This is a genomic window from Sinomicrobium kalidii, assembly GCF_021183825.1.
In the GTDB taxonomy this organism is placed as follows: domain Bacteria; phylum Bacteroidota; class Bacteroidia; order Flavobacteriales; family Flavobacteriaceae; genus Sinomicrobium; species Sinomicrobium kalidii.
In genome coordinates, this window is record NZ_CP089211.1 from 3506724 (window position 1) to 3524482 (window position 17759).

The 17759-nt window shown below is 44.9% G+C and carries 16 protein-coding genes; 8 read left to right on the top strand and 8 right to left on the bottom strand.

The window, feature by feature from the left end; translation table 11 throughout:
* Window positions 1–120: 120 nt before the first annotated feature.
* Both LS482_RS14185 and tsaB read left to right on the top strand, forming a co-directional pair.
* Complete coding sequence (locus tag LS482_RS14185) at window positions 121–1542, top strand: TolC family protein (protein ID WP_233028173.1); 1422 nt, start codon at window positions 121–123, stop codon at window positions 1540–1542.
* Between the two features lie 60 nt (window positions 1543–1602).
* Complete coding sequence (gene tsaB / locus LS482_RS14190; protein ID WP_233028174.1) at window positions 1603–2286, top strand: tRNA (adenosine(37)-N6)-threonylcarbamoyltransferase complex dimerization subunit type 1 TsaB; 684 nt, start codon at window positions 1603–1605, stop codon at window positions 2284–2286.
* Here the strand turns inward: tsaB and LS482_RS14195 are convergent.
* The 3 genes from LS482_RS14195 to LS482_RS14205 form a co-directional block, all read right to left on the bottom strand.
* A complete protein-coding gene (locus LS482_RS14195; RefSeq protein WP_233028175.1) occupies window positions 2283–3107 on the bottom strand; it encodes a mechanosensitive ion channel family protein in 825 nt (274 codons plus the stop codon). The two genes, tsaB and LS482_RS14195, sit on opposite strands and share 4 nt — an antisense overlap.
* 67 nt (window positions 3108–3174) lie before the next feature.
* On the bottom strand, window positions 3175–5232 hold the full coding sequence (locus tag LS482_RS14200; protein WP_233028176.1) for a thioredoxin domain-containing protein: 2058 nt from the start codon (window positions 5230–5232) through the stop codon (window positions 3175–3177).
* A gap of 205 nt (window positions 5233–5437) precedes the next feature.
* A complete protein-coding gene (locus LS482_RS14205) occupies window positions 5438–5638 on the bottom strand; it encodes a dodecin family protein (protein WP_233028177.1) in 201 nt (66 codons plus the stop codon).
* 184 nt (window positions 5639–5822) lie between these two features.
* Between LS482_RS14205 and LS482_RS14210 the strand changes: the two genes are divergently transcribed.
* Complete coding sequence (locus LS482_RS14210; RefSeq protein ID WP_233028178.1) at window positions 5823–8093, top strand: inorganic phosphate transporter; 2271 nt, start codon at window positions 5823–5825, stop codon at window positions 8091–8093.
* Between the two features lie 127 nt (window positions 8094–8220).
* Here LS482_RS14210 and LS482_RS14215 read toward each other — a convergent pair whose 3' ends face one another.
* Window positions 8221–9126, bottom strand: a complete 906-nt coding sequence (locus tag LS482_RS14215; RefSeq protein ID WP_233028179.1) for a NifU family protein — start codon at window positions 9124–9126, stop codon at window positions 8221–8223.
* A gap of 197 nt (window positions 9127–9323) precedes the next feature.
* On the opposite strand from LS482_RS14215, the gene LS482_RS14220 reads away from it, so the two are divergent.
* The gene (locus tag LS482_RS14220) at window positions 9324–9842 is read left to right on the top strand and encodes a gamma carbonic anhydrase family protein (RefSeq protein WP_233028180.1); all 519 of its coding nucleotides are present in this window, start codon (window positions 9324–9326) and stop codon (window positions 9840–9842) included.
* Window positions 9843–10079: 237 nt separating this feature from the next.
* On the top strand, window positions 10080–10955 hold the full coding sequence (gene fabD / locus LS482_RS14225; RefSeq protein WP_233028181.1) for an ACP S-malonyltransferase: 876 nt from the start codon (window positions 10080–10082) through the stop codon (window positions 10953–10955).
* A 24-nt stretch (window positions 10956–10979) separates the two neighbouring features.
* Here the strand turns inward: fabD and chrA are convergent, their stop codons facing one another.
* From chrA to LS482_RS14240, 3 genes are read right to left on the bottom strand one after another with little or no spacing between them, the layout of a single operon-like run.
* Entirely contained in the window at window positions 10980–12116 is a 1137-nt protein-coding gene (chrA, locus tag LS482_RS14230) for a chromate efflux transporter (protein ID WP_233028182.1), read from the bottom strand.
* Window positions 12109–12537, bottom strand: coding sequence for a DoxX family protein (locus tag LS482_RS14235; RefSeq protein ID WP_233028183.1), 429 nt, complete (start codon window positions 12535–12537; stop codon window positions 12109–12111). The genes chrA and LS482_RS14235 overlap by 8 nt, the downstream gene beginning before the upstream one ends.
* 1 nt (window position 12538) lies before the next feature.
* On the bottom strand, window positions 12539–13210 hold the full coding sequence (locus tag LS482_RS14240) for a class I SAM-dependent methyltransferase (RefSeq protein ID WP_233028184.1): 672 nt from the start codon (window positions 13208–13210) through the stop codon (window positions 12539–12541).
* Between the two features lie 143 nt (window positions 13211–13353).
* On the opposite strand from LS482_RS14240, the gene tssD reads away from it, so the two are divergent.
* The gene (tssD, locus tag LS482_RS14245) at window positions 13354–13740 is read left to right on the top strand and encodes a type VI secretion system tube protein TssD (protein WP_233028185.1); all 387 of its coding nucleotides are present in this window, start codon (window positions 13354–13356) and stop codon (window positions 13738–13740) included.
* A gap of 602 nt (window positions 13741–14342) precedes the next feature.
* On the top strand, window positions 14343–15326 hold the full coding sequence (locus tag LS482_RS14250; protein WP_233028186.1) for a terpene synthase family protein: 984 nt from the start codon (window positions 14343–14345) through the stop codon (window positions 15324–15326).
* A 47-nt stretch (window positions 15327–15373) separates the two neighbouring features.
* On the opposite strand, the gene LS482_RS14255 is transcribed toward LS482_RS14250, so the two are convergent.
* Window positions 15374–16057 (bottom strand): cell division ATP-binding protein FtsE, encoded by a 684-nt coding sequence (locus tag LS482_RS14255; protein ID WP_233028187.1) that lies wholly within the window; start codon window positions 16055–16057, stop codon window positions 15374–15376.
* A 911-nt stretch (window positions 16058–16968) separates the two neighbouring features.
* On the opposite strand from LS482_RS14255, the gene LS482_RS14260 reads away from it, so the two are divergent.
* Window positions 16969–17682, top strand: a complete 714-nt coding sequence (locus tag LS482_RS14260; protein WP_233028188.1) for a hypothetical protein — start codon at window positions 16969–16971, stop codon at window positions 17680–17682.
* Window positions 17683–17759 lie beyond the last annotated feature (77 nt).

A 17759-nucleotide genomic window follows, 5' to 3' on the forward strand; every position in this document is an offset into this window, starting at 1 on the left:
ATTTCCGATCGGGAAAAACGGGGAGAGGTTCCCGGGACTTAAACAGATAAAAGACCGAACCCCAAAACCGGCGTCGTAGGGCAGGCGCCTCAGCAAAACCAGAAAAAACAATTAACCCTTATGAAAACAAGAATAATACTGCTCACATTTTTCTTAACTGCGTGTTTTGCATATTCCCAACCCAAAAAATGGACGCTGAAGGCTTGTATAGACTATGCCATAAAACACAATATAAATGTACAGCAGTCCGAATTGGATACAAAGGATGCAAAAATCGATAAATCGGATGCAATAGGTAATTTTCTTCCGGCATTGAACGTAGGGGCGTCACATTCCTGGAACATCGGTCTCAACCAGAATATTACCACAGGTTTGCTGGAAAACCAGACCACACAGTTTACATCTTTTCAGGGGACCGTACGGGTAGATGTTTTTAAAGGGTTACAGAATGTCAACACACTCCGTAGGGCCAACCTCAGCATTCTTGCCAACCGTTATAAGCTTGAGGATATGAAAGACGATATATCCCTGTCTGTGGCCAATGGTTATCTGCAGATACTCTTCAGCCGGGAAAACCTGGAAGTGGCAAAAGCCCAGTATGCCGTTACGGAACAGGACCTTAAAAAGACAAGGGAACTGGTAGAGTCCGGTGTGGTGCCGAAAGGCGACCTCCTGGAGATCGAAGCTACGGCAGCCAATCAGGAGCAACAGATCGTCAATGCCGAAAACGAACTGCGGTTGTCCAGGATCGCCCTGGCGCAATTACTGCTCATCGACGATTATGAAAATTTTGATGTGGCAGATGAAGATTTTATGCTGCCCGAATCCGGTATACTCGATCATTCCCCCAAGAATATTTACCGGAAAGCACTTACTTTCCGGAATGATATTAAATTTTCGAAAACCAATGTAGAGCTGGCCGAAAAAGACCTCGATATAGCGAAAGGTGCATTACTGCCTACCCTGTCTGCATTTTACGGCTATGATACCAGGATATCCTATCAGGACAGGGCAGTAGGCACGGGAGATTTTGAATTGGTGCCGATTGGTGTGGTTCCCTCAACCCAGGAAGAAGTGGTTACTCCACGTGAACTCACAGAGATTAGTGGTCCACAGCCTTTCTTTGATCAATGGACAACCAACGACGGACATTCTTACGGGCTTCAGCTCAATATCCCTATTCTCAACGGTTTCTCAGCTAAAAACAATGTTAAAAGGAGTGAGGTAAACCTCGAAAGGACCAAGAACCAGCTCGAACAGGACAAACTGGATCTGGACAATGCGATACACCAGGCCTGGAATGATACCCGCGCAGCTTATAAGAGTTATGAAGCGGCCGGGAAAGCATTAGAAGCGAGGAAGGAAGCCCATAATTACGCCAGGGAACGGTATAATGTGGGGCTGATGAGCAGTTTTGACTTTGCCCAGGCACAGGCTAGGGTGGATAATGCCGAAGCAGAATTCGTAAGGACCAAATACGATTATATTTTTAAGCTGAAAGTGCTGGAATTCTATTTTGGAATCCCCCTGGATGAGCTGTAAGATTTCCGATTTACATTTGAAGGCATTAGATTTGTCCTGAATTTTAAATCGTAAATCCCATTGGCTGTCATTCTCAATATTGAAACTTCAACGACCAACTGTTCGGTGTGCCTGGCAAAAGACGGCGTACCACTGACCGTGAAAGAACAGGATGATGTTAACTATTCCCATTCGGAGAACCTGCATGTTTTTATCCGTGATGTCATGGAAAAGGCGTCTCTGAAATTACAGGATATAGATGCCGTAGCCGTAAGTAAGGGGCCGGGCTCCTATACCGGACTTCGTATAGGGGTGTCTACTGCAAAAGGGCTTTGTTACGCGCTGGATAAACCGCTTGTTGCCGTGCCTACTCTTCAGGTACTGGCTTCAAAGTACAATATTGGCAACGGGGTTATCTTGCCTTTGCTCGACGCCAGGCGAATGGAGGTGTATTCCGCTGTTTTCGACAAGGACTATGAGCCGTTGCGGGAAACCAGGGCCGAAATTGTTACCGAAGCCTCCTTCCATGAATGGCTGGATAGGGGCAAGGTGTATTTTACGGGGAACGGGGCGGAAAAGTGTAAAGCGGTGATATTACATTCCAATGCGATATTTCCGGAAAAGACAGAAGCGCCATCCGCTTCGGAGATGGCCTTACTGGCAGAAAAAAAGTTCAAAACAGACGATTTTGAGGATGTCGCCTATTTTGAACCTTATTATCTGAAGGACTTTGTAGTTACAAAGAAAAAGAAGAAAACGCCTTAGGCATCGGCTTCTTTATTGTGATTGTATATGTGAATATCCCTTTGAGGGAACGGGATACCGATGCCCTCGTCATCAAATGCTTTTTTGATGTTTTCCTGCATGTAAAAGTGTACACTCCAGAAATCTTCGGTTTTACACCACGGGCGCACGGCAAAATTTACCGAACTGTCACCGAGTTCCGAAATAAGAATATCTACAGGCTTATCGTGGTCGATGTGAGGACATTTGTCCGCTACCTTTTTGATGACTTCCCGCGCCTTGTCTATATCGTCGGGATAACCTATACCAAAGGTCATGGGAACTTTGCGTACGGGATTGGCCGTAAGGTTTTCCAGCGGGCCACTGGTGATCGTCCCGTTGGGTATAATAATAACCCTGTTGTCGAGCGTAGTAAGGATGGTGGTAAATATCTGTATTTCCTTTACCGTTCCGGAATACCCCTGTGTAACAATAAAATCCCCTACCTTGAAAGGTTTAAAGAACAGGATCAGAATGCCTGCAGCCATATGGCTCAGGTTGCCCTGCAAGGCCATCCCCACAGCAAAGGCCAGTGCACCGAATATGGCCACAAAAGAAGTGACCTCCAGACCAAATAGTGCGGCGGCACTCAGCAGGACCAATACTTTAATAAGAATCAGCACCATAGAGGTCAAGAAGGGGATCAGGGACGGGTCTGCATTTCGCTTTTCCAGTTGTTTCCGCACGGAATTGGCGAGTACCCTGGCTATCCAGAAACCGATAATGAGAGTAACAATCGCACCCAGTATTTTTGGTGCATAGGCAATGAGCATAGAAACGCCTTCGTCGATGTAATTTTCCATAGTGTAATAATGTATTTAAGGGTTTTGTTTCTTGTTATGTTGGGGATTTATGTCTTAATTTATATTGTTATTGCCGTTTTTTCCCTTTATCGGTTGTTTTCAACTGGGGTAAGACGTCGTCGACCTTTTCTGTGGGCAGGTTGCAGGAAAAATCTACACAAACATAAATAAGTGTTTTGTTATCTACAAATCTGTTTTTCAGCAACGGCAGATCAGAAACTTCTTCCGATCCGGTAATAAGCTTATTAGGAAGGTAATAGCGGTTGAGCTCCGTTGTTTTTTTTAAAGCATCTTTTCCTGATATGGCCACTTCGTAATAACCATGTGTATACAGTAGCATAAGATCCAGCCAGTTGGAATGAAATGAAGGATATTCCTGTGTGAGCGGGATCATGTTACGGAGCATTTGTTCCGCTGTTGTCGAATATTGTTTGTTATTGAAGTGATGTGACAATACAAAAAGATTCCCGGCCATGATGGAATTGGAGGCGGGGATCACATTGTCCGATCTTTCAATACTCCGGGCAATCAGCGCATCATCCGTATCGGAGGTAAAGAAAAACATCTTGCTTTCCTCCGAATAAAAATGTTCAAAACTGTAATCAGCGAGCCTTCGGGCCATTTGCAGCCAGTGTTCGCTGAGGGTAACTTCATGCAGTGCCAGAAATACATCTATAACCGTGGCATAATCTTCCAGGTAGGCGTTAATGTTGCTTTTTCCGTTTTTATAATTGCGGTACAGTCCGCCGTCGGGGCGTAACTGTTTTTCTTCAATAAACCGGGCATTTTTCAATGCAATGGCCAGAAAAGAAGGCTCGCCGAACACTTTATACGCATCGATATAACCTTTTAACATCAGGGCATTCCAGGAGGTGAGTATTTTGTCGTCCAAGCCGGGGCGGGGCCTCAGGTTTCGCGCTGTTAAGAGCAAAGCCTTCCAGGAAGCGACCTTTTGTGAAAGTTCCGTTGCGGTAATTCCGTGTTTGTCGGCAATATCCCGGTCTGTTTCCTTTCGTATCAATACATAATCTTCCCCTTCCCACAGGCCATAACTGTTAATATTGTAGTAGTCGCGGAACAGGGGGAAGTCGTTTTTCAGCAATCGTTGCAGTTCGGGTTTACGCCAGGTATAGAAAGCCCCTTCTTTCATTTCACCCTTTTCGTTTTTGCTGTCGGCATCAAGGGAAGAATAAAATGCCCCCTCTTCACTCATTAGTTCCCGCTCCGTAAAGGCCAGGGTTTCATAGACTACATTTTTGTATAATGTTTTCCCCGTAGCTGCGTAGGCATTGGCATAGAGGCTCACCAACTGGCCGTTGTCGTAAAGCATTTTTTCAAAATGGGGGACGTGCCATCTGGCATCTACGGAATAACGGGAAAAACCACCGCCAACATGATCGTAAACACCACCGTGGGCCATTTTGGTGAGGGATCGGTTTACATAATCCGTGATTTCATCATCTCCGTTCCGAAAGGCGTAATGCAACAGAAAGAGGAAGTTGACGGGCATCATGAATTTAGGTGCCCGGTTTGGTCCGCCGTAGGTCGTGTCAAAGCTTGTTTTCCATTGCAAAACGGCATTCCGTACCTGTTCGGCAGAGAACGGGGACTTGTCAGTGTCGGGGATAACGGTTTCCAGGTGTTGCAGGCCTTTTTCCATATTGTCTGCATATTCCCGGAGTTTTTCAGGCTGTTGTTCGTAGAGTTTCCGGATTTGTACAAGGGCAGTAGTCCACCGGTCTTTTGGAAAATAGGTGCCTCCCCATACGGGCCTGCCATCGGGCAGGGCTACGACATTTAACGGCCATCCGCCCTGTCCGGTCATCAGTTGTACGGCATTCATGTAGACCTGGTCTACGTCCGGTCTTTCTTCGCGGTCTACTTTTATGTTGATAAAGCCTTCGTTCATTACAGCGGCTACCTCCGGGCTTTCGAAACTTTCTTTTTCCATGACATGACACCAGTGACAGGCGGCATACCCCACACTTATTATCAGCAGTTTGCCGGTCCTGTCGGCCTCCCGGAGAATATCCGGGTGCCAGGCTTTCCAGTTCACCGGATTATGTGCGTGTTGCAACAGGTATGGGCTGGTTTCACGGATCAAATCGTTGGTTTGTTGTGACATTTCAACTGTATTGTTTTTGTTATGGCATGGCAAAAGAACATGAAGACATAAAAAGAAAACATCAAGGGTACAGGCTTTGTTCAAAGGTATAATAAAAAAGGCGCTTCAAGAATTCTTGAAACGCCCGTAACAACTCAAACACTTAAAAATAAACTTGTGAATTTATAACAAAAGGGCAGAAAAGGGGTAATATACGGAGTGTCAGCTACTGCACTTCGAAAGTGATTTTTACATTTACCCGGTATTCCGCTACCTGGTCGCCGTTTACCATTGCACTTTGGTCCTGTACATAAACGGACTTTATATTTTTTACAGTCCTGGCAGCTTGTTTCACTGCTTTCTGTGTGGCGTCTTCCCAGCTTTCGGGAGAGTTTGCCATTAATTCAATTACCTTTAAAACAGCCATATCGTTTAGTTTTTATAAGTACTTAATAGTCATAAATATAAGGAATTTAACTACATTAATAAAATAAATTTGCTTAAATTGTAGATTAAGAAACCGTTATAAACGTCCACATAATATTTTGGTAACATTAAGTTAACTTTATTTTAATTAAGTTGACGGACTTTTGCGTCAGTAAAAAATACGTATGGAACAAGTGTATATGGTAATGCTGATAGCCCTGGCGCTGTTGGCAATAACAGATTTGGTTGTAGGGGTCAGCAATGATGCGGTTAATTTTTTAAACTCAGCCATAGGTTCTAAAGCGGTTCCGCTTAAAACCATTATGATTGTTGCCAGTGCGGGGATAGCATTCGGGGCATTGTTTTCCAGCGGGATGATGGAAATAGCACGTAGCGGTATCTTTGTACCCAGCATGTTTACGTTCAATGAGGTCATGATCATTTTTATGGCGGTGATGATCTCTGACATATTACTGCTGGATGTGTTCAACTCCATAGGGTTGCCCACTTCCACCACGGTGTCCATAGTTTTCGAACTTCTCGGCGCGGCAGTATGTCTTGCCATCTACAAGATCCTGGTACAGAGTGGCGATATAGCTGCTCTTGGTGATTATATCAATTCCGCCAAGGCAACACAGATTATTGTAAGCATATTATTGTCGGTGGCCTTGTCATTTACCATCGGGGCCCTGATACAGTATGTATCGAGACTGTTTTTTACTTTCCACTTTGAAAAAAGGGTGAAATATATAGGGGCTATTTTCGGCGGACTTGCCATTACGGCCATCACATTTTTTATACTCATCAAAGGATTAAAGAGTGTCTCTTTTGTCTCTGCCGAAGATTACGCCTGGATAAAAAGTCACCAGCTTATTATCATCGGTGTAAGCTTTGTTTTCTGGACCGGGCTTGCACAACTGCTGATGAGCGTCTTTAAGGTGAACATTCTTAAACTGATCATTATCATAGGTACGTTTGCCCTGGCCATGGCCTTTGCAGGAAATGACCTGGTAAACTTTATCGGGGTGCCGATAGCGGCATATCAGTCTTACGGATTTTTTGTGGACTCCGGTATGCCGGCCGATTCATACATGATGGGGGAACTGGCGAGCAACGAGATCGTAGCGCCGTTCTATTTTCTGCTGTTTGCCGGGATTGTAATGGTCATTACCCTCTGGACATCCAAAAAAGCACGTAGTGTTGTGGCTACCGGGGTAGATCTTTCCAGGCAGGGAGACGGTGCAGAGAAATTTTCCCCGAATGCACTGTCCAGGTTTATCGTCAGGATGTCGGTGTATGCCGGTATCGGGATTAATTATTTCCTTCCCAAGTCGGTACAGTTAAAGATCGACAAACAGTTCGAACAGCCTGCCCTGAGGCGAAAGAAGAAAGACGCACCTGCATTTGATATGGTAAGGGCTTCGGTAAACCTGATGGTGGCCAGTATTCTCATATCCATCGGTACTTCGCTGAAACTTCCGCTTTCCACTACCTATGTAACCTTTATGGTGGCTATGGGTACCTCTTTTGCCGACAGGGCATGGGACAGGGAAAGTGCAGTCTACAGGGTGGCCGGTGTATTCAATGTTATAGGGGGATGGTTCCTTACGGCTATAGTAGCATTCATTTCTGCGGCCGTTATTGCTTATCTTCTAAGCATAGGAGGAATTGTTTCTTTTGTAGGACTTCTCATCGTAGCTGCCGTACTTCTTTACCGAAGTGCAAGAATACATGCCAGGAAGGCCAAGGAAGAAGAAGAAAAACGGAAGCTCCGTACGGAAGACATCATTACCATACACGAAATTGTCAATGACAGCTCCCACCACATATCCAAAGTCATCGGTAAGACCAATAAGCTGTACAGTGAAGTGGTGGACAACCTCGGGCTCCAGGAACTGAAAAAACTGAAGAAGAACAAAAAGACGCTTAGAAAACTGGAAGATGAAGTGGATGAACTGAAAGGCGAACTGTTCTATTTTATCAAATCACTGGATGAATCTTCCATCGAGGCGAGCAAGTTCTATATCCTTATGCTCGATAACCTCCAGGATATGGTGCAGTCCATAGGTTATATCGTCAAGAACAGTTATTCGCATGTCAATAACAATCATAAAAACCTGAAGTTTAACCAGATCAGGGACCTGAAGAGCATTGATAACGACCTTCAGGTATTGTTTGACAAGATCAAGTACACTTTCGACAAGGAATCGTTTGAAGACATTGATACGATACTGGAAGAAAAACAGGAATTGTTTGACAGGGTGTCTAACCTTATCCAGAAACAGATCGATCGTATCCGTACCACCGAGACGAGCCCGAAAAACACCAAATTGTACTTCGGACTGCTGCTGGAAACGAAAGATCTCATTACGGCCAGTATGAACCTGCTGGAACTGTTCCGCGACTTTTACCAGGATTACAAGGAAGTCAAGGAGAAAGCGTTTCCCGTTTTATAACAGGGAGTAAGAACAAACTTTCTGAAAAAGATAAATCCCAAATTTCAGGGGCCGAAAGGAGTTTTTTCCGATGGGTTTTGAAATTTGGGATTTTTTATACTGTAATAACGTAACGGATGCCCGGATATTACCCGTTAATGGCAACAACTTCGTTTATTTTGCCGTGCATCATTTCCTTCAGCATGGTTTCTATACCGTTTTTCAGGGTAATGGTGGAAGACGGGCATCCACTGCATGCTCCCTGTAATATCAGCTTTACGATCTTGCTGTTCTCGTCATAAGATTCAAACAGGATGTTCCCTCCGTCACTGGCTACGGCAGGTTTTACATATTCCTCGATAATACTGATGATCTGTTTGGACGTTTCGTTCAGGTTTTCGGCCTGTTGTGTGTTGGCAATGGCATTTTTATTGGTCTTTTGTTCCTCAATGCCTTCGGTAATGATCGTTTTGCCTTCTTCAAGGTATATGCGAATGTATTCACGGAGCTCCATGGTAATGTCGTTCCATTCCGCAATGTCGTATTTGGTAATGGAAATGTAATTCTCGTCAAAGAAAACCTCTTTTACAAAGGGAAAATGGAACAACGCCTGTGCAAGCGGCGCCTCTTTGGCCTCGTCAATGTTTTTAAACTCAAAGATGGAATCTACAAGCTTTTTATTAGCCACGAATTTCATTACCGCGGGATTCGGAGTACTTTCGGCATAGATCGTATACGGGAGTTTCTTGTCCTTTTCCGCGGTTTTGACCACCGGTTGGCCGCTGTTCAGGTAATGTTCTATCTGGTCGGCCACTTCGGTCTGAACTTCTTCCCACTCCACGATATTGTAACGCTCCACCGCCACAAAATTACCCGAGATGAACACGGTTTTTACAAAGGGCAGGTAGAAGAGCTGCTGTGCCAGGGGAGAATTCCCGGCCTCGTCAATGTTTTTAAACTCAAAGCTTTGGTGCTCGGTAAGGAACTTGTCGGCCTCGAATTTTATGATGGACGGATTGTTGGTAGGCTTTATTTTTATAACGGTTTTTTCCATGATTACCAATTTTTATGCAAAGGTACGGATAAGATATGAAATACCTATACGGAACGACCTACCGGTGAAGCCCCTGCCTTAACCTGATAATGAGCCGGTTTGGCGATGGGGAAATGTACAGGGATCATAGGAACAGGGAACAAGATCAAAACCAACAGGACAAACTTTGTACCTTTGAAACTTTAAAAGGAATGGCCATGATTGTAAAAAAAGTTAACGGAAAAGTGCCCCGGATGGGGGAAGACTGCTTTATTGCCGAAAATGCAGTGATTATTGGCGATGTAGAGATGGGCAACCAGTGCAGCGTATGGTTCAATGCCGTGATACGGGGCGATGTGCATTACATAAAAATGGGGAATAAGGTCAATGTACAGGACGGGGCGGTTATTCACGCGACCTATCAAAAGTCTCCGACGAACATAGGTAATAATGTTTCCATAGGACACAATGCCATAGTGCACGGATGTACCATACAGGACAACGTACTGGTAGGTATGGGAAGCATTGTTATGGATGATTGCGTTGTGGAAAGCAACAGTATAATTGCAGCGGGTGCGGTAGTTACGAAAAATACCAGAATAGAAGCCGGGAGCATTTATGCCGGAGTGCCCGCCAAAAAGGTAAAAGACGTCAGCCAGGAACTTATTTCGGGAGAAATTGATCGCATAGCCGATAACTATGTAAAATATTCCGGCTGGTTTAAGGAAGAAGAATAGGTGTTAACGTGCCGCTTTAATAATGTGCCAATGTGGTGCGTTGTAAACGGAGTATTGCAACGGGAAGTGAGGATGGCTTAAAACAGCAATCCCTTTGTGAACCTTTGCGTTTTCTTTGCGCAGCTTTGCGGAACAATACATAACGGATACATGGCTCCGTACATTCACACGAAGCGGAAATGTCCGGGATACCAATAAACAATTTACTATTTTTGCCCAAAACAAATACGAAATTTTATGAACGCATACATATTTCCCGGTCAGGGAGCACAGTTTTCAGGAATGGGGGCCGATTTGTATGAACAGTCGGAAACCGCAAAGGAACTTTTTGAAAAAGCCAATGAAATACTGGGCTTTTCCATTACCGATATCATGTTTAACGGTTCGGCTGAAGACCTGAAGCAAACCAAGGTCACCCAGCCCGCCGTGTTTTTACATTCGGTAATCCTCAGCAAGACCCTGGGCGATGCTTTTAAGCCGGATATGGTGGCCGGGCATTCGCTCGGAGAACTGTCGGCCCTGGTGGCTAACGGTACCCTGAACTTCGAGGACGGTTTAACCCTCGTATCCAAACGTGCCCTGGCCATGCAAAAGGCCTGTGAGATGCAACCCAGTACTATGGCGGCGGTACTCGGACTGGAAGACGCCGTGGTCGAGAAGGTATGTAACGAAACCGAAGGTGTGGTTGTGGCTGCCAATTATAACTGTCCCGGGCAACTGGTCATATCCGGAGAAGTAGAAGCCGTTAACAGGGCCTGCGAGGCTTTGAAGGAAGCCGGGGCGCGGAGAGCGCTGGTATTGCCCGTTGGAGGCGCGTTTCACTCCCCTTTAATGGAGCCTGCAAGAGAAGAACTGGCCGAAGCCATAGCGCAAACCGGATTTCACAAGCCTGCATGTCCCATTTACCAGAATGTGACCACCGTGGCAGTAACGGAAGCCGGGGAAATTAAAAAGAACCTGATGGCGCAGCTTACCGCTCCCGTAAAATGGACACAGAGCATACAGCAAATGATCGCAGACGGCGCCACCCTGTTTACCGAAGTAGGTCCCGGAAAAGTACTCCAGGGACTGGTAAAAAAGATTGACAGGAGCGCAGAAGTTACATCTGCGTAAATTGTAGCAATACAGGGAGGGGCATCAGATATGGTACAGGAGATATCCCAGCAGGGCCCCTCCCAATACCAGCCACATGGCGTTTACCTTCTTTACGCCAAGGGTTATTGCAATACTGATAAGGGCAATACTCCACGTTTTCCAATCCATAAGGATCTCCTGGCCGAGACGGAAGGTGACGGCCATCATAATGCCAACGGCCCCTATGTTCACCGCATCGAGGAACCCGCGTGCCAAACGGGACTGCCTTAATTTCGGGATAATGGGGTTGAGGAGGAGCACAAAGAAAAAAGAAGGCAGGAATATCCCGGCTGTGGCTGCGATCGCCCCCCAAAAACCATTGACCTGGTAACCGATAAAAGTTGCGGTAGACAATACCGGCCCCGGCGTAAACTGCCCTATGGCAATGGCATCCAGAAGCTCCTGTTTGGTAAGCCATTCCAGTTTTTCCACCAGTTCGCCGTCCAGGTAAGCCACTAATACATAGCCGCTGCCAAAGAGTACCGCACCTATTTTAAGGAATACGAAGAAGAGCTTGGAGTTGGAGATCGTTTTGGCGGCTACCGATCCCGCATTTAAGAGCAGAAGGGGGAGGAAAGAAGACAGCTTGCCGTCTTTTTCCCTTTGCAACCACCCGAACCATAACATTCCGGAAAGTCCGGCGCCGAGTATGGCTGTGACTTCGTTGACACCGAGAAAGGAAACTGCGATTGTAAGGAGGCCGATAATTCCTAATTGCAGGTTTTTCAGGGCTTTTTTTCCCAGTTTGTACACCGCGCCGAGTATGATGGCAAGAACGGCAGGTTTAATGCCGTACAGAAAAGGTTCAACCGCCGGAATTTTACCGTATTCAACATAAAACCAGGCGAGAACTGCCGTAAATACTACTGCAGGGAAGATAAAACAGCCTCCGGCCACAAAAAGCCCTTTCCACCCGGCGCGTTCGTAACCGCAGTGCATGGTCATTTCGGTAGAATTGGGCCCGGGGATAAGATTGGTAGCCCCTACGAGGTCCAGGAAATGCTGCCGGGACATCCATTGGCGTTTGCTCACCACTTCCTCCTCCATCATGGCAATATGGGCCGCAGGGCCGCCAAAAGCTATCAGGCCCAGTTTAAAAAAGAGTCGGGCAACTTCGCCAAGGCTTCCCTTTTTATCCATTTTTGAGGAGGATTTTGTCTAAAGACCACTTTCCGCCGCCTTTTATAAGCAGGAAAAGGCTTCCGAGGAGCATGGCCCAGTCTGTTCTTCCGGCATGCATCATGGACCAGAACCCGTCGTTGGCTAATATGTCAAATTTTGTGGTTATTATGGCAGTTGCCATGATTGTGATCAAGGGGAGGCTTGCCAGACGGGTAAGCAATCCTAATATAAACAGGATACCGCAGACGATTTCAAAAGCACCGACAAGACCACCCAGAAATTCGGGATAAATAAAACCGATCTTTTCAAAACGCCCCGCACCGCGAAGGGCGGGGAACATAAATTTCTGTATACCTTCAGAGAGGAATATCACACCGGTCATTAAGCGGATGATAACCGTGGTTTTTGAGTGGTCTGTAGCTATGATTTTGCGAAACATGTCAACTCGGGTTCCTTTTTTTTCTGAAACTACAAAATAAGAAATTCTGGACAGTACCGAAAGGGGTAGTGTGGTCTTCCGTAATGCACTTTATTTTTTCAAAGCCCGCGGGGCGGAAGCAATGTTCCATGTCTTTTTCGGTATATTGCCTGATGTCCAGTCCGCTGCACTTTTCAGGGCCTTTATCAGAAAATGTACCGAGGATAAGGCGGTCTTTTACCGCGTTTTTTACAATATGTATGTATTTTTTTTGCTGTTCCGGATGTGTAAGAAAGTGAAAAGTGGCCCGGTCGTGCCAGATATCGTAGGTTTCGGCAGGTTCGAATTCCGTAATGTCGCTGACAATCCACGTAACCTTCCGGGCCTTGTCACCAAGCCTCTTTTGTGCCTTTTCCAGTGCCTTTTCAGAGATGTCAAGTACCGAAATATCGGTATAACCTTCCGCAAGCAGAAAATCAACAAGCCTGCTGTCGCCCCCGCCAATGTCTATGATCCTGGCATCTTTGTGCGGGGCCGGTGTAACAATAAAATCAAGAGAAGTACGGGGCACGGCCTGGGTCCAGCTAACGTCTTCAGGGCCTTTGGAGGCATATACCTGTTCCCAATGGCTTTTGTTGTTCTTCATATCTTCCAGTGTTTTAAATGTTCCACAGGTTAAAGTTACAATATTCATAACGAAGCATTTTTATAAAAAAGGAGATAACCGTCATTTTTCTGTTGTAAAATATTTTGGTCTTTAATATCTTGCACAGGTATATAAATTATGTTTGATTGGGTGTTTTATAGTTCAACCTTATCTGTTAAATTTTAGATATTATGTCATTTAAAGCTATTTTAAGCGTTGGCGGTAAGAAAGTAAACATACTCAGCGCCAATTACGACCTGGCACAGGAAGTAGACGCCACGGGCCGCCCTTCATCGGTAACACGCGGAGGAAGAATTAACCTTACCGTAGAGTCGACGGGCGATTCTTTCTTTTTTGAGTGGATGACGAACAATTTTGAGCGTAAGAACGGGACAATCACCTATATCAAACGCGATGTAGACGCCAAACTGAAGGAAGTAAACTTCGTTGAAGGCTACCTGGTAAAGTACAGGGAAAATTTTGATGCCGTTGGCTACAAACCGCTGACGGAAACGTTCACCATTTCATGCCGCGAACTGGCATGTGGCGGCGGGGCGCACATTAACGAGTGGGTGTAAGCGCATTTTTACAGGTTAAAACATTATCAGGAAGGTATCTGGAAAATAATCCTTGCGTCAATCTGAAGCAAGTCCGGGGGCTTACCATAATTACCCGTAAAGGTAATGGGGCTCCGGGACGATTTTGCAACCTGGGTTGACAAGGTTTTTCAGCTACCTTCTTTGTTTTTGGTTTATTTGAAAGTGGTGGGCAGATTATGTTTAAAAGTAGTTTATAGTGTTTGGGGTATTGTTCCTGAACTTTTGTGTTTTCTCCTTTGTTTTGTGCTTTCAAACCCTCCGTCACACTAAAGTCATGCCACCTCTACTTCGATAGGCTCAGCACAGGCCTTTGTCTGAAGGGAGGAGCCTTTCTTGGTTTTGATATAGGTAGAAATAAGCTTTTGCATTCCCGGGCTGTCTTCATGTTAAAAGAAAAATAAAGAAAACCGGCCTCCTTTTCAGTTAGGGACAAAATAAATTTTCCGATAGGCTGCGGCAAAACAAATCCTGTTGTTTGATGAATTTATTTACCGAAAAAACCGAATGAAAACAGCGGAATAGGAATTGATAAAGTAAGAGTATTTTTATAATTTTATGGAAAATATAAATAATCTGCCCCCATGAAAATAACTATTCCAAAGCCTTATTGGCCCTATCCGTCTGTTATAAGTCCTCATGCAAAGGAGGCCCATGAACACAACATGCAATGGCTGCAACAACACAATCTATTACCTGATAAATCGGTTTATGACCTGTATGAGAGGCAATATTATGCCTATATGGCCGCCCGTATGTACCCTATGGCAGAAAAAGAAGTCCTGTTTGCCCTGGCGGATTTCTGTGCACTCCTGTTTATTGTTGACGATGACCTTGATAAACAGGCAGAACGCAAAGTGGCAGGCGTAGATGGTACGCAGGCATTGGAAGCATTTATATCTACGGGTGTTACAGTGATGAAAAACCGTAAGAAGATCGCGCCCGAAGCCGGTAAAGAGGCATTTTCGGCATTGGCAGACTGCTTTATACGTTTATGTGCTTTTAGTGATAAAACCTGGCAGGACAAAATTATACAGAGTTTTGCCGATACCTTTACCGCTGCGGTCTGGGAAATGAAAAATGTAATAAAAGGATATTGTCCCACTTTGGAGGAATACATGAAATACCGCCCTTTTTTCTCAGGAACAAACCTGGCGGTCGACCTGTCTTTGGTAGCAGCAGCTATCAACCTGCCGGAAGCGGTTATGCAGCACCCTGCCATACAAAGATTGATGGTGCTTTCCCGAAACCTGGTGTGCTGGGCTAATGATATGTTTTCCTTAAGTAAGGAAATGGACCAGAACAATGCGGACGACAAGCACAACCTTGTTTATGTAATGCAAAAAAGGCATGACGTTACCTTTGAAGAAGCGATATTAAAGGCTTCGGCCTTTCATGACGAACAAGCCCGGGAATTTATAGCGTTATCTTCCGATCTTCCCGTTTTCGGAAAAGGCCTTGACAGCAAAGTGTCCCGCTATATCGATGCCCTCATCTGTTTTGTGAAAGGAAACATAGACTGGAGTGAAAAAGAAACCACCCGTTACGCATTTTCCTATAGTGAGTAGGTTACGGAAAGGCTGCTGTTGCTTCCGAAGTCTTGGGAACGATGGGGTCAAACATTTTTTTGTACTACTTCAAAGACCTTGCTGCCGTCGCATTTCAGGGTTTTTGAAGGGAACTTGAGCAACAGGGCATAATCGTGAGTAGCCATAAGTATAGTGCGGCCGGTACTGTTAATTTCCTGCAACACCTTCATGACTTCCACACTCGTTTGCGGGTCAAGGTTCCCTGTAGGCTCATCGGCAAGGATCAATTCGGGATCGTTGAGCAATGCACGGGCAATGGCCACGCGTTGTTGCTCTCCGCCCGACAACTGGTGCGGAAATTTAAAGCCTTTGGTCTTCATGTCCACACGGCCAAGGACTTCCTCGATCTTAGCCGCCATGTCTTCTTTGTCTTTCCACCCGGTAGCTTTCAGCACAAAAAGGAGATTGTCGTTCACCGTACGGTCGGGGAGCAGGTTAAAGTCCTGGAACACGATCCCCAGCTTGCGGCGCAGAAAGGGGATTTCCCTTTCCTTTAACGACCGGAGGTCAAAATCTGTCACCGTACCGGAACCCTGTGTCAGCGGAAGGTCGCCGTAGAGGGTTTTCATAAAACTGCTCTTGCCGCTTCCGGTTTTTCCGATGAGGTAAACAAATTCGCCTTTGTTTACGGAAAGATTGATCTCGCTAAGCACCAGGTTTTCCTTCTGGTAAATAGCAACATCCCTGAGTTCTACGATGGTATTTGACATGCTTCGGGTTTTACTGAGCGTAAAAATAATAAAAGTTGGGGGTAATGGGGCAATGTTCCCGGTTTAAAGTTTCCGGGGTCTGAATGTCCCGGAGCTGAGGTCTGAACGGATGGCCGGCGACCGGGGCGGGGTGATTGCTATAGGCCTTTGTCTGCGGTTGTCAGTCATCTGTTTTTAAATTTATGTGTCATAACTAAAGTAATACATTAACAGATAGTTTTAATAAATAAATGGTTTAACTACATAATATAGTATCCTGTTTATTTTCATCCATAAATCAAATCAATCCGTTTAGTACATGATAAAATTTAGTTTAGATAGATTTTCCTTGATGTTTCGCCCCATCCCTAAAGGATGAATCAAGGAAAATCAGATTTCCTTTGGGCAATGTATTGAACCAGGTCGAAATGGTTAGGGGCAAACTGATTTTCCGATAGATATGCATAAAACAAGTTTTGCCATGTATCAAAATCAATCCGTCAAGATAACAATATAATGCATCAATAAGACGATACAGTTTGTCAATAGATGAAATCAGTCCGTAAATATGCATATTCAAAGCATCAATAGCATAAAGTAGTCCGTCAATAACTAAAATTAATCCATCAATAGATAAATGTAGTCCATCAATAGACTGATACATAACGTCAATGTGTAAATGTATATTGTCAATAAACAAATACAATACATCAATATAGCTGTTTTTAGCATGAATGGATATATAAATTTACTCAATAGAATAAATCGCAATATGGAGTTTATAGGTATAGTGCTTTTTGAATTATAAAATCCTATAAAACACATAGAGTATATTGTTTTTTAACATGTTATAGCACACATTTTTGTTAAAAAATTTTGATTATATTCTCGTATTGTTATTTTTGTGCAATTAACTAACCAAAATACACATTATGAATTATTCAAGACCACGCTTCGAAGAGTATACCACTATTGCCGAATTTTTAATTGCCACCCTTGAACGTGATCAAAAAGAACTGGCCTCACGGTTCAGTAAATATAGCCCGCAGTATATTGCCCGATTCCGCAGGCTGAACGAGAAAGTGAAGGAACTGGAAAATCCCGGGGGCATAACACAAAATATGAAGCAGGCTACGACCGATCTTTATGAGAAGGCCGAGGAGCTCAGGGATGAACTCAGTTTCCTCTCGGCCTATTACAGGAGTGCAGAACTGCAAGCGCCGAATATGGTAGAATTAAAACGCAACCTCAATACCAAGAACATCGAAGGCGCCATGCACCTGCTCACCGCACTTAAAGACCATGTGGCCAAAAACCGTAAGGCTTTGATAGGACAGGGTATGGACGAAAATATGGCCGATATGCTGGTGAAATACCGCGATAGCATGAACAACCTGAACCAGAAACAACACCGCATCCTCTCCCAGCGCAAGGAACTGACGCGTAAGAACCGCGAACAATACGATGCACTTTTCGATTATATCAAAACGGTGATCTACGACGGCAAGATCATGTATAAGAACGATCCCAAGGCACAGGATTATACCCTCACTTCCCTGATTAAACAACTCCGCGCCCCCGAACGCCACCTGCAGGACGGCGAAACCGAAGATGATATGCCGGATATTCCGGGGGCTGTGGATTAAGTTATAAAATAATAATAAGGTGACTTTGCCCTATCATGCCCTGAAGAGGTATGATAGGCTAGATTTTTATGGGAAAT

Coding starts and splice junctions, on each gene's coding strand:
- tssD (WP_233028185.1), top strand. CDS start 13,354: ATGTCATTTAAAGCTATTTTAAGCGTTGGCGGTAAGAAAGTAAACATA.
- fabD (WP_233028181.1), top strand. CDS start 10,080: ATGAACGCATACATATTTCCCGGTCAGGGAGCACAGTTTTCAGGAATG.
- LS482_RS14215 (WP_233028179.1), bottom strand. CDS start 9,126: ATGGAAAAAACCGTTATAAAAATAAAGCCTACCAACAATCCGTCCATC.
- LS482_RS14210 (WP_233028178.1), top strand. CDS start 5,823: ATGGAACAAGTGTATATGGTAATGCTGATAGCCCTGGCGCTGTTGGCA.
- LS482_RS14200 (WP_233028176.1), bottom strand. CDS start 5,232: ATGTCACAACAAACCAACGATTTGATCCGTGAAACCAGCCCATACCTG.
- LS482_RS14255 (WP_233028187.1), bottom strand. CDS start 16,057: ATGTCAAATACCATCGTAGAACTCAGGGATGTTGCTATTTACCAGAAG.
- LS482_RS14240 (WP_233028184.1), bottom strand. CDS start 13,210: ATGAATATTGTAACTTTAACCTGTGGAACATTTAAAACACTGGAAGAT.
- LS482_RS14250 (WP_233028186.1), top strand. CDS start 14,343: ATGAAAATAACTATTCCAAAGCCTTATTGGCCCTATCCGTCTGTTATA.
- LS482_RS14205 (WP_233028177.1), bottom strand. CDS start 5,638: ATGGCTGTTTTAAAGGTAATTGAATTAATGGCAAACTCTCCCGAAAGC.
- LS482_RS14185 (WP_233028173.1), top strand. CDS start 121: ATGAAAACAAGAATAATACTGCTCACATTTTTCTTAACTGCGTGTTTT.
- LS482_RS14220 (WP_233028180.1), top strand. CDS start 9,324: ATGATTGTAAAAAAAGTTAACGGAAAAGTGCCCCGGATGGGGGAAGAC.
- LS482_RS14260 (WP_233028188.1), top strand. CDS start 16,969: ATGAATTATTCAAGACCACGCTTCGAAGAGTATACCACTATTGCCGAA.
- chrA (WP_233028182.1), bottom strand. CDS start 12,116: ATGGATAAAAAGGGAAGCCTTGGCGAAGTTGCCCGACTCTTTTTTAAA.
- LS482_RS14235 (WP_233028183.1), bottom strand. CDS start 12,537: ATGTTTCGCAAAATCATAGCTACAGACCACTCAAAAACCACGGTTATC.
- LS482_RS14195 (WP_233028175.1), bottom strand. CDS start 3,107: ATGGAAAATTACATCGACGAAGGCGTTTCTATGCTCATTGCCTATGCA.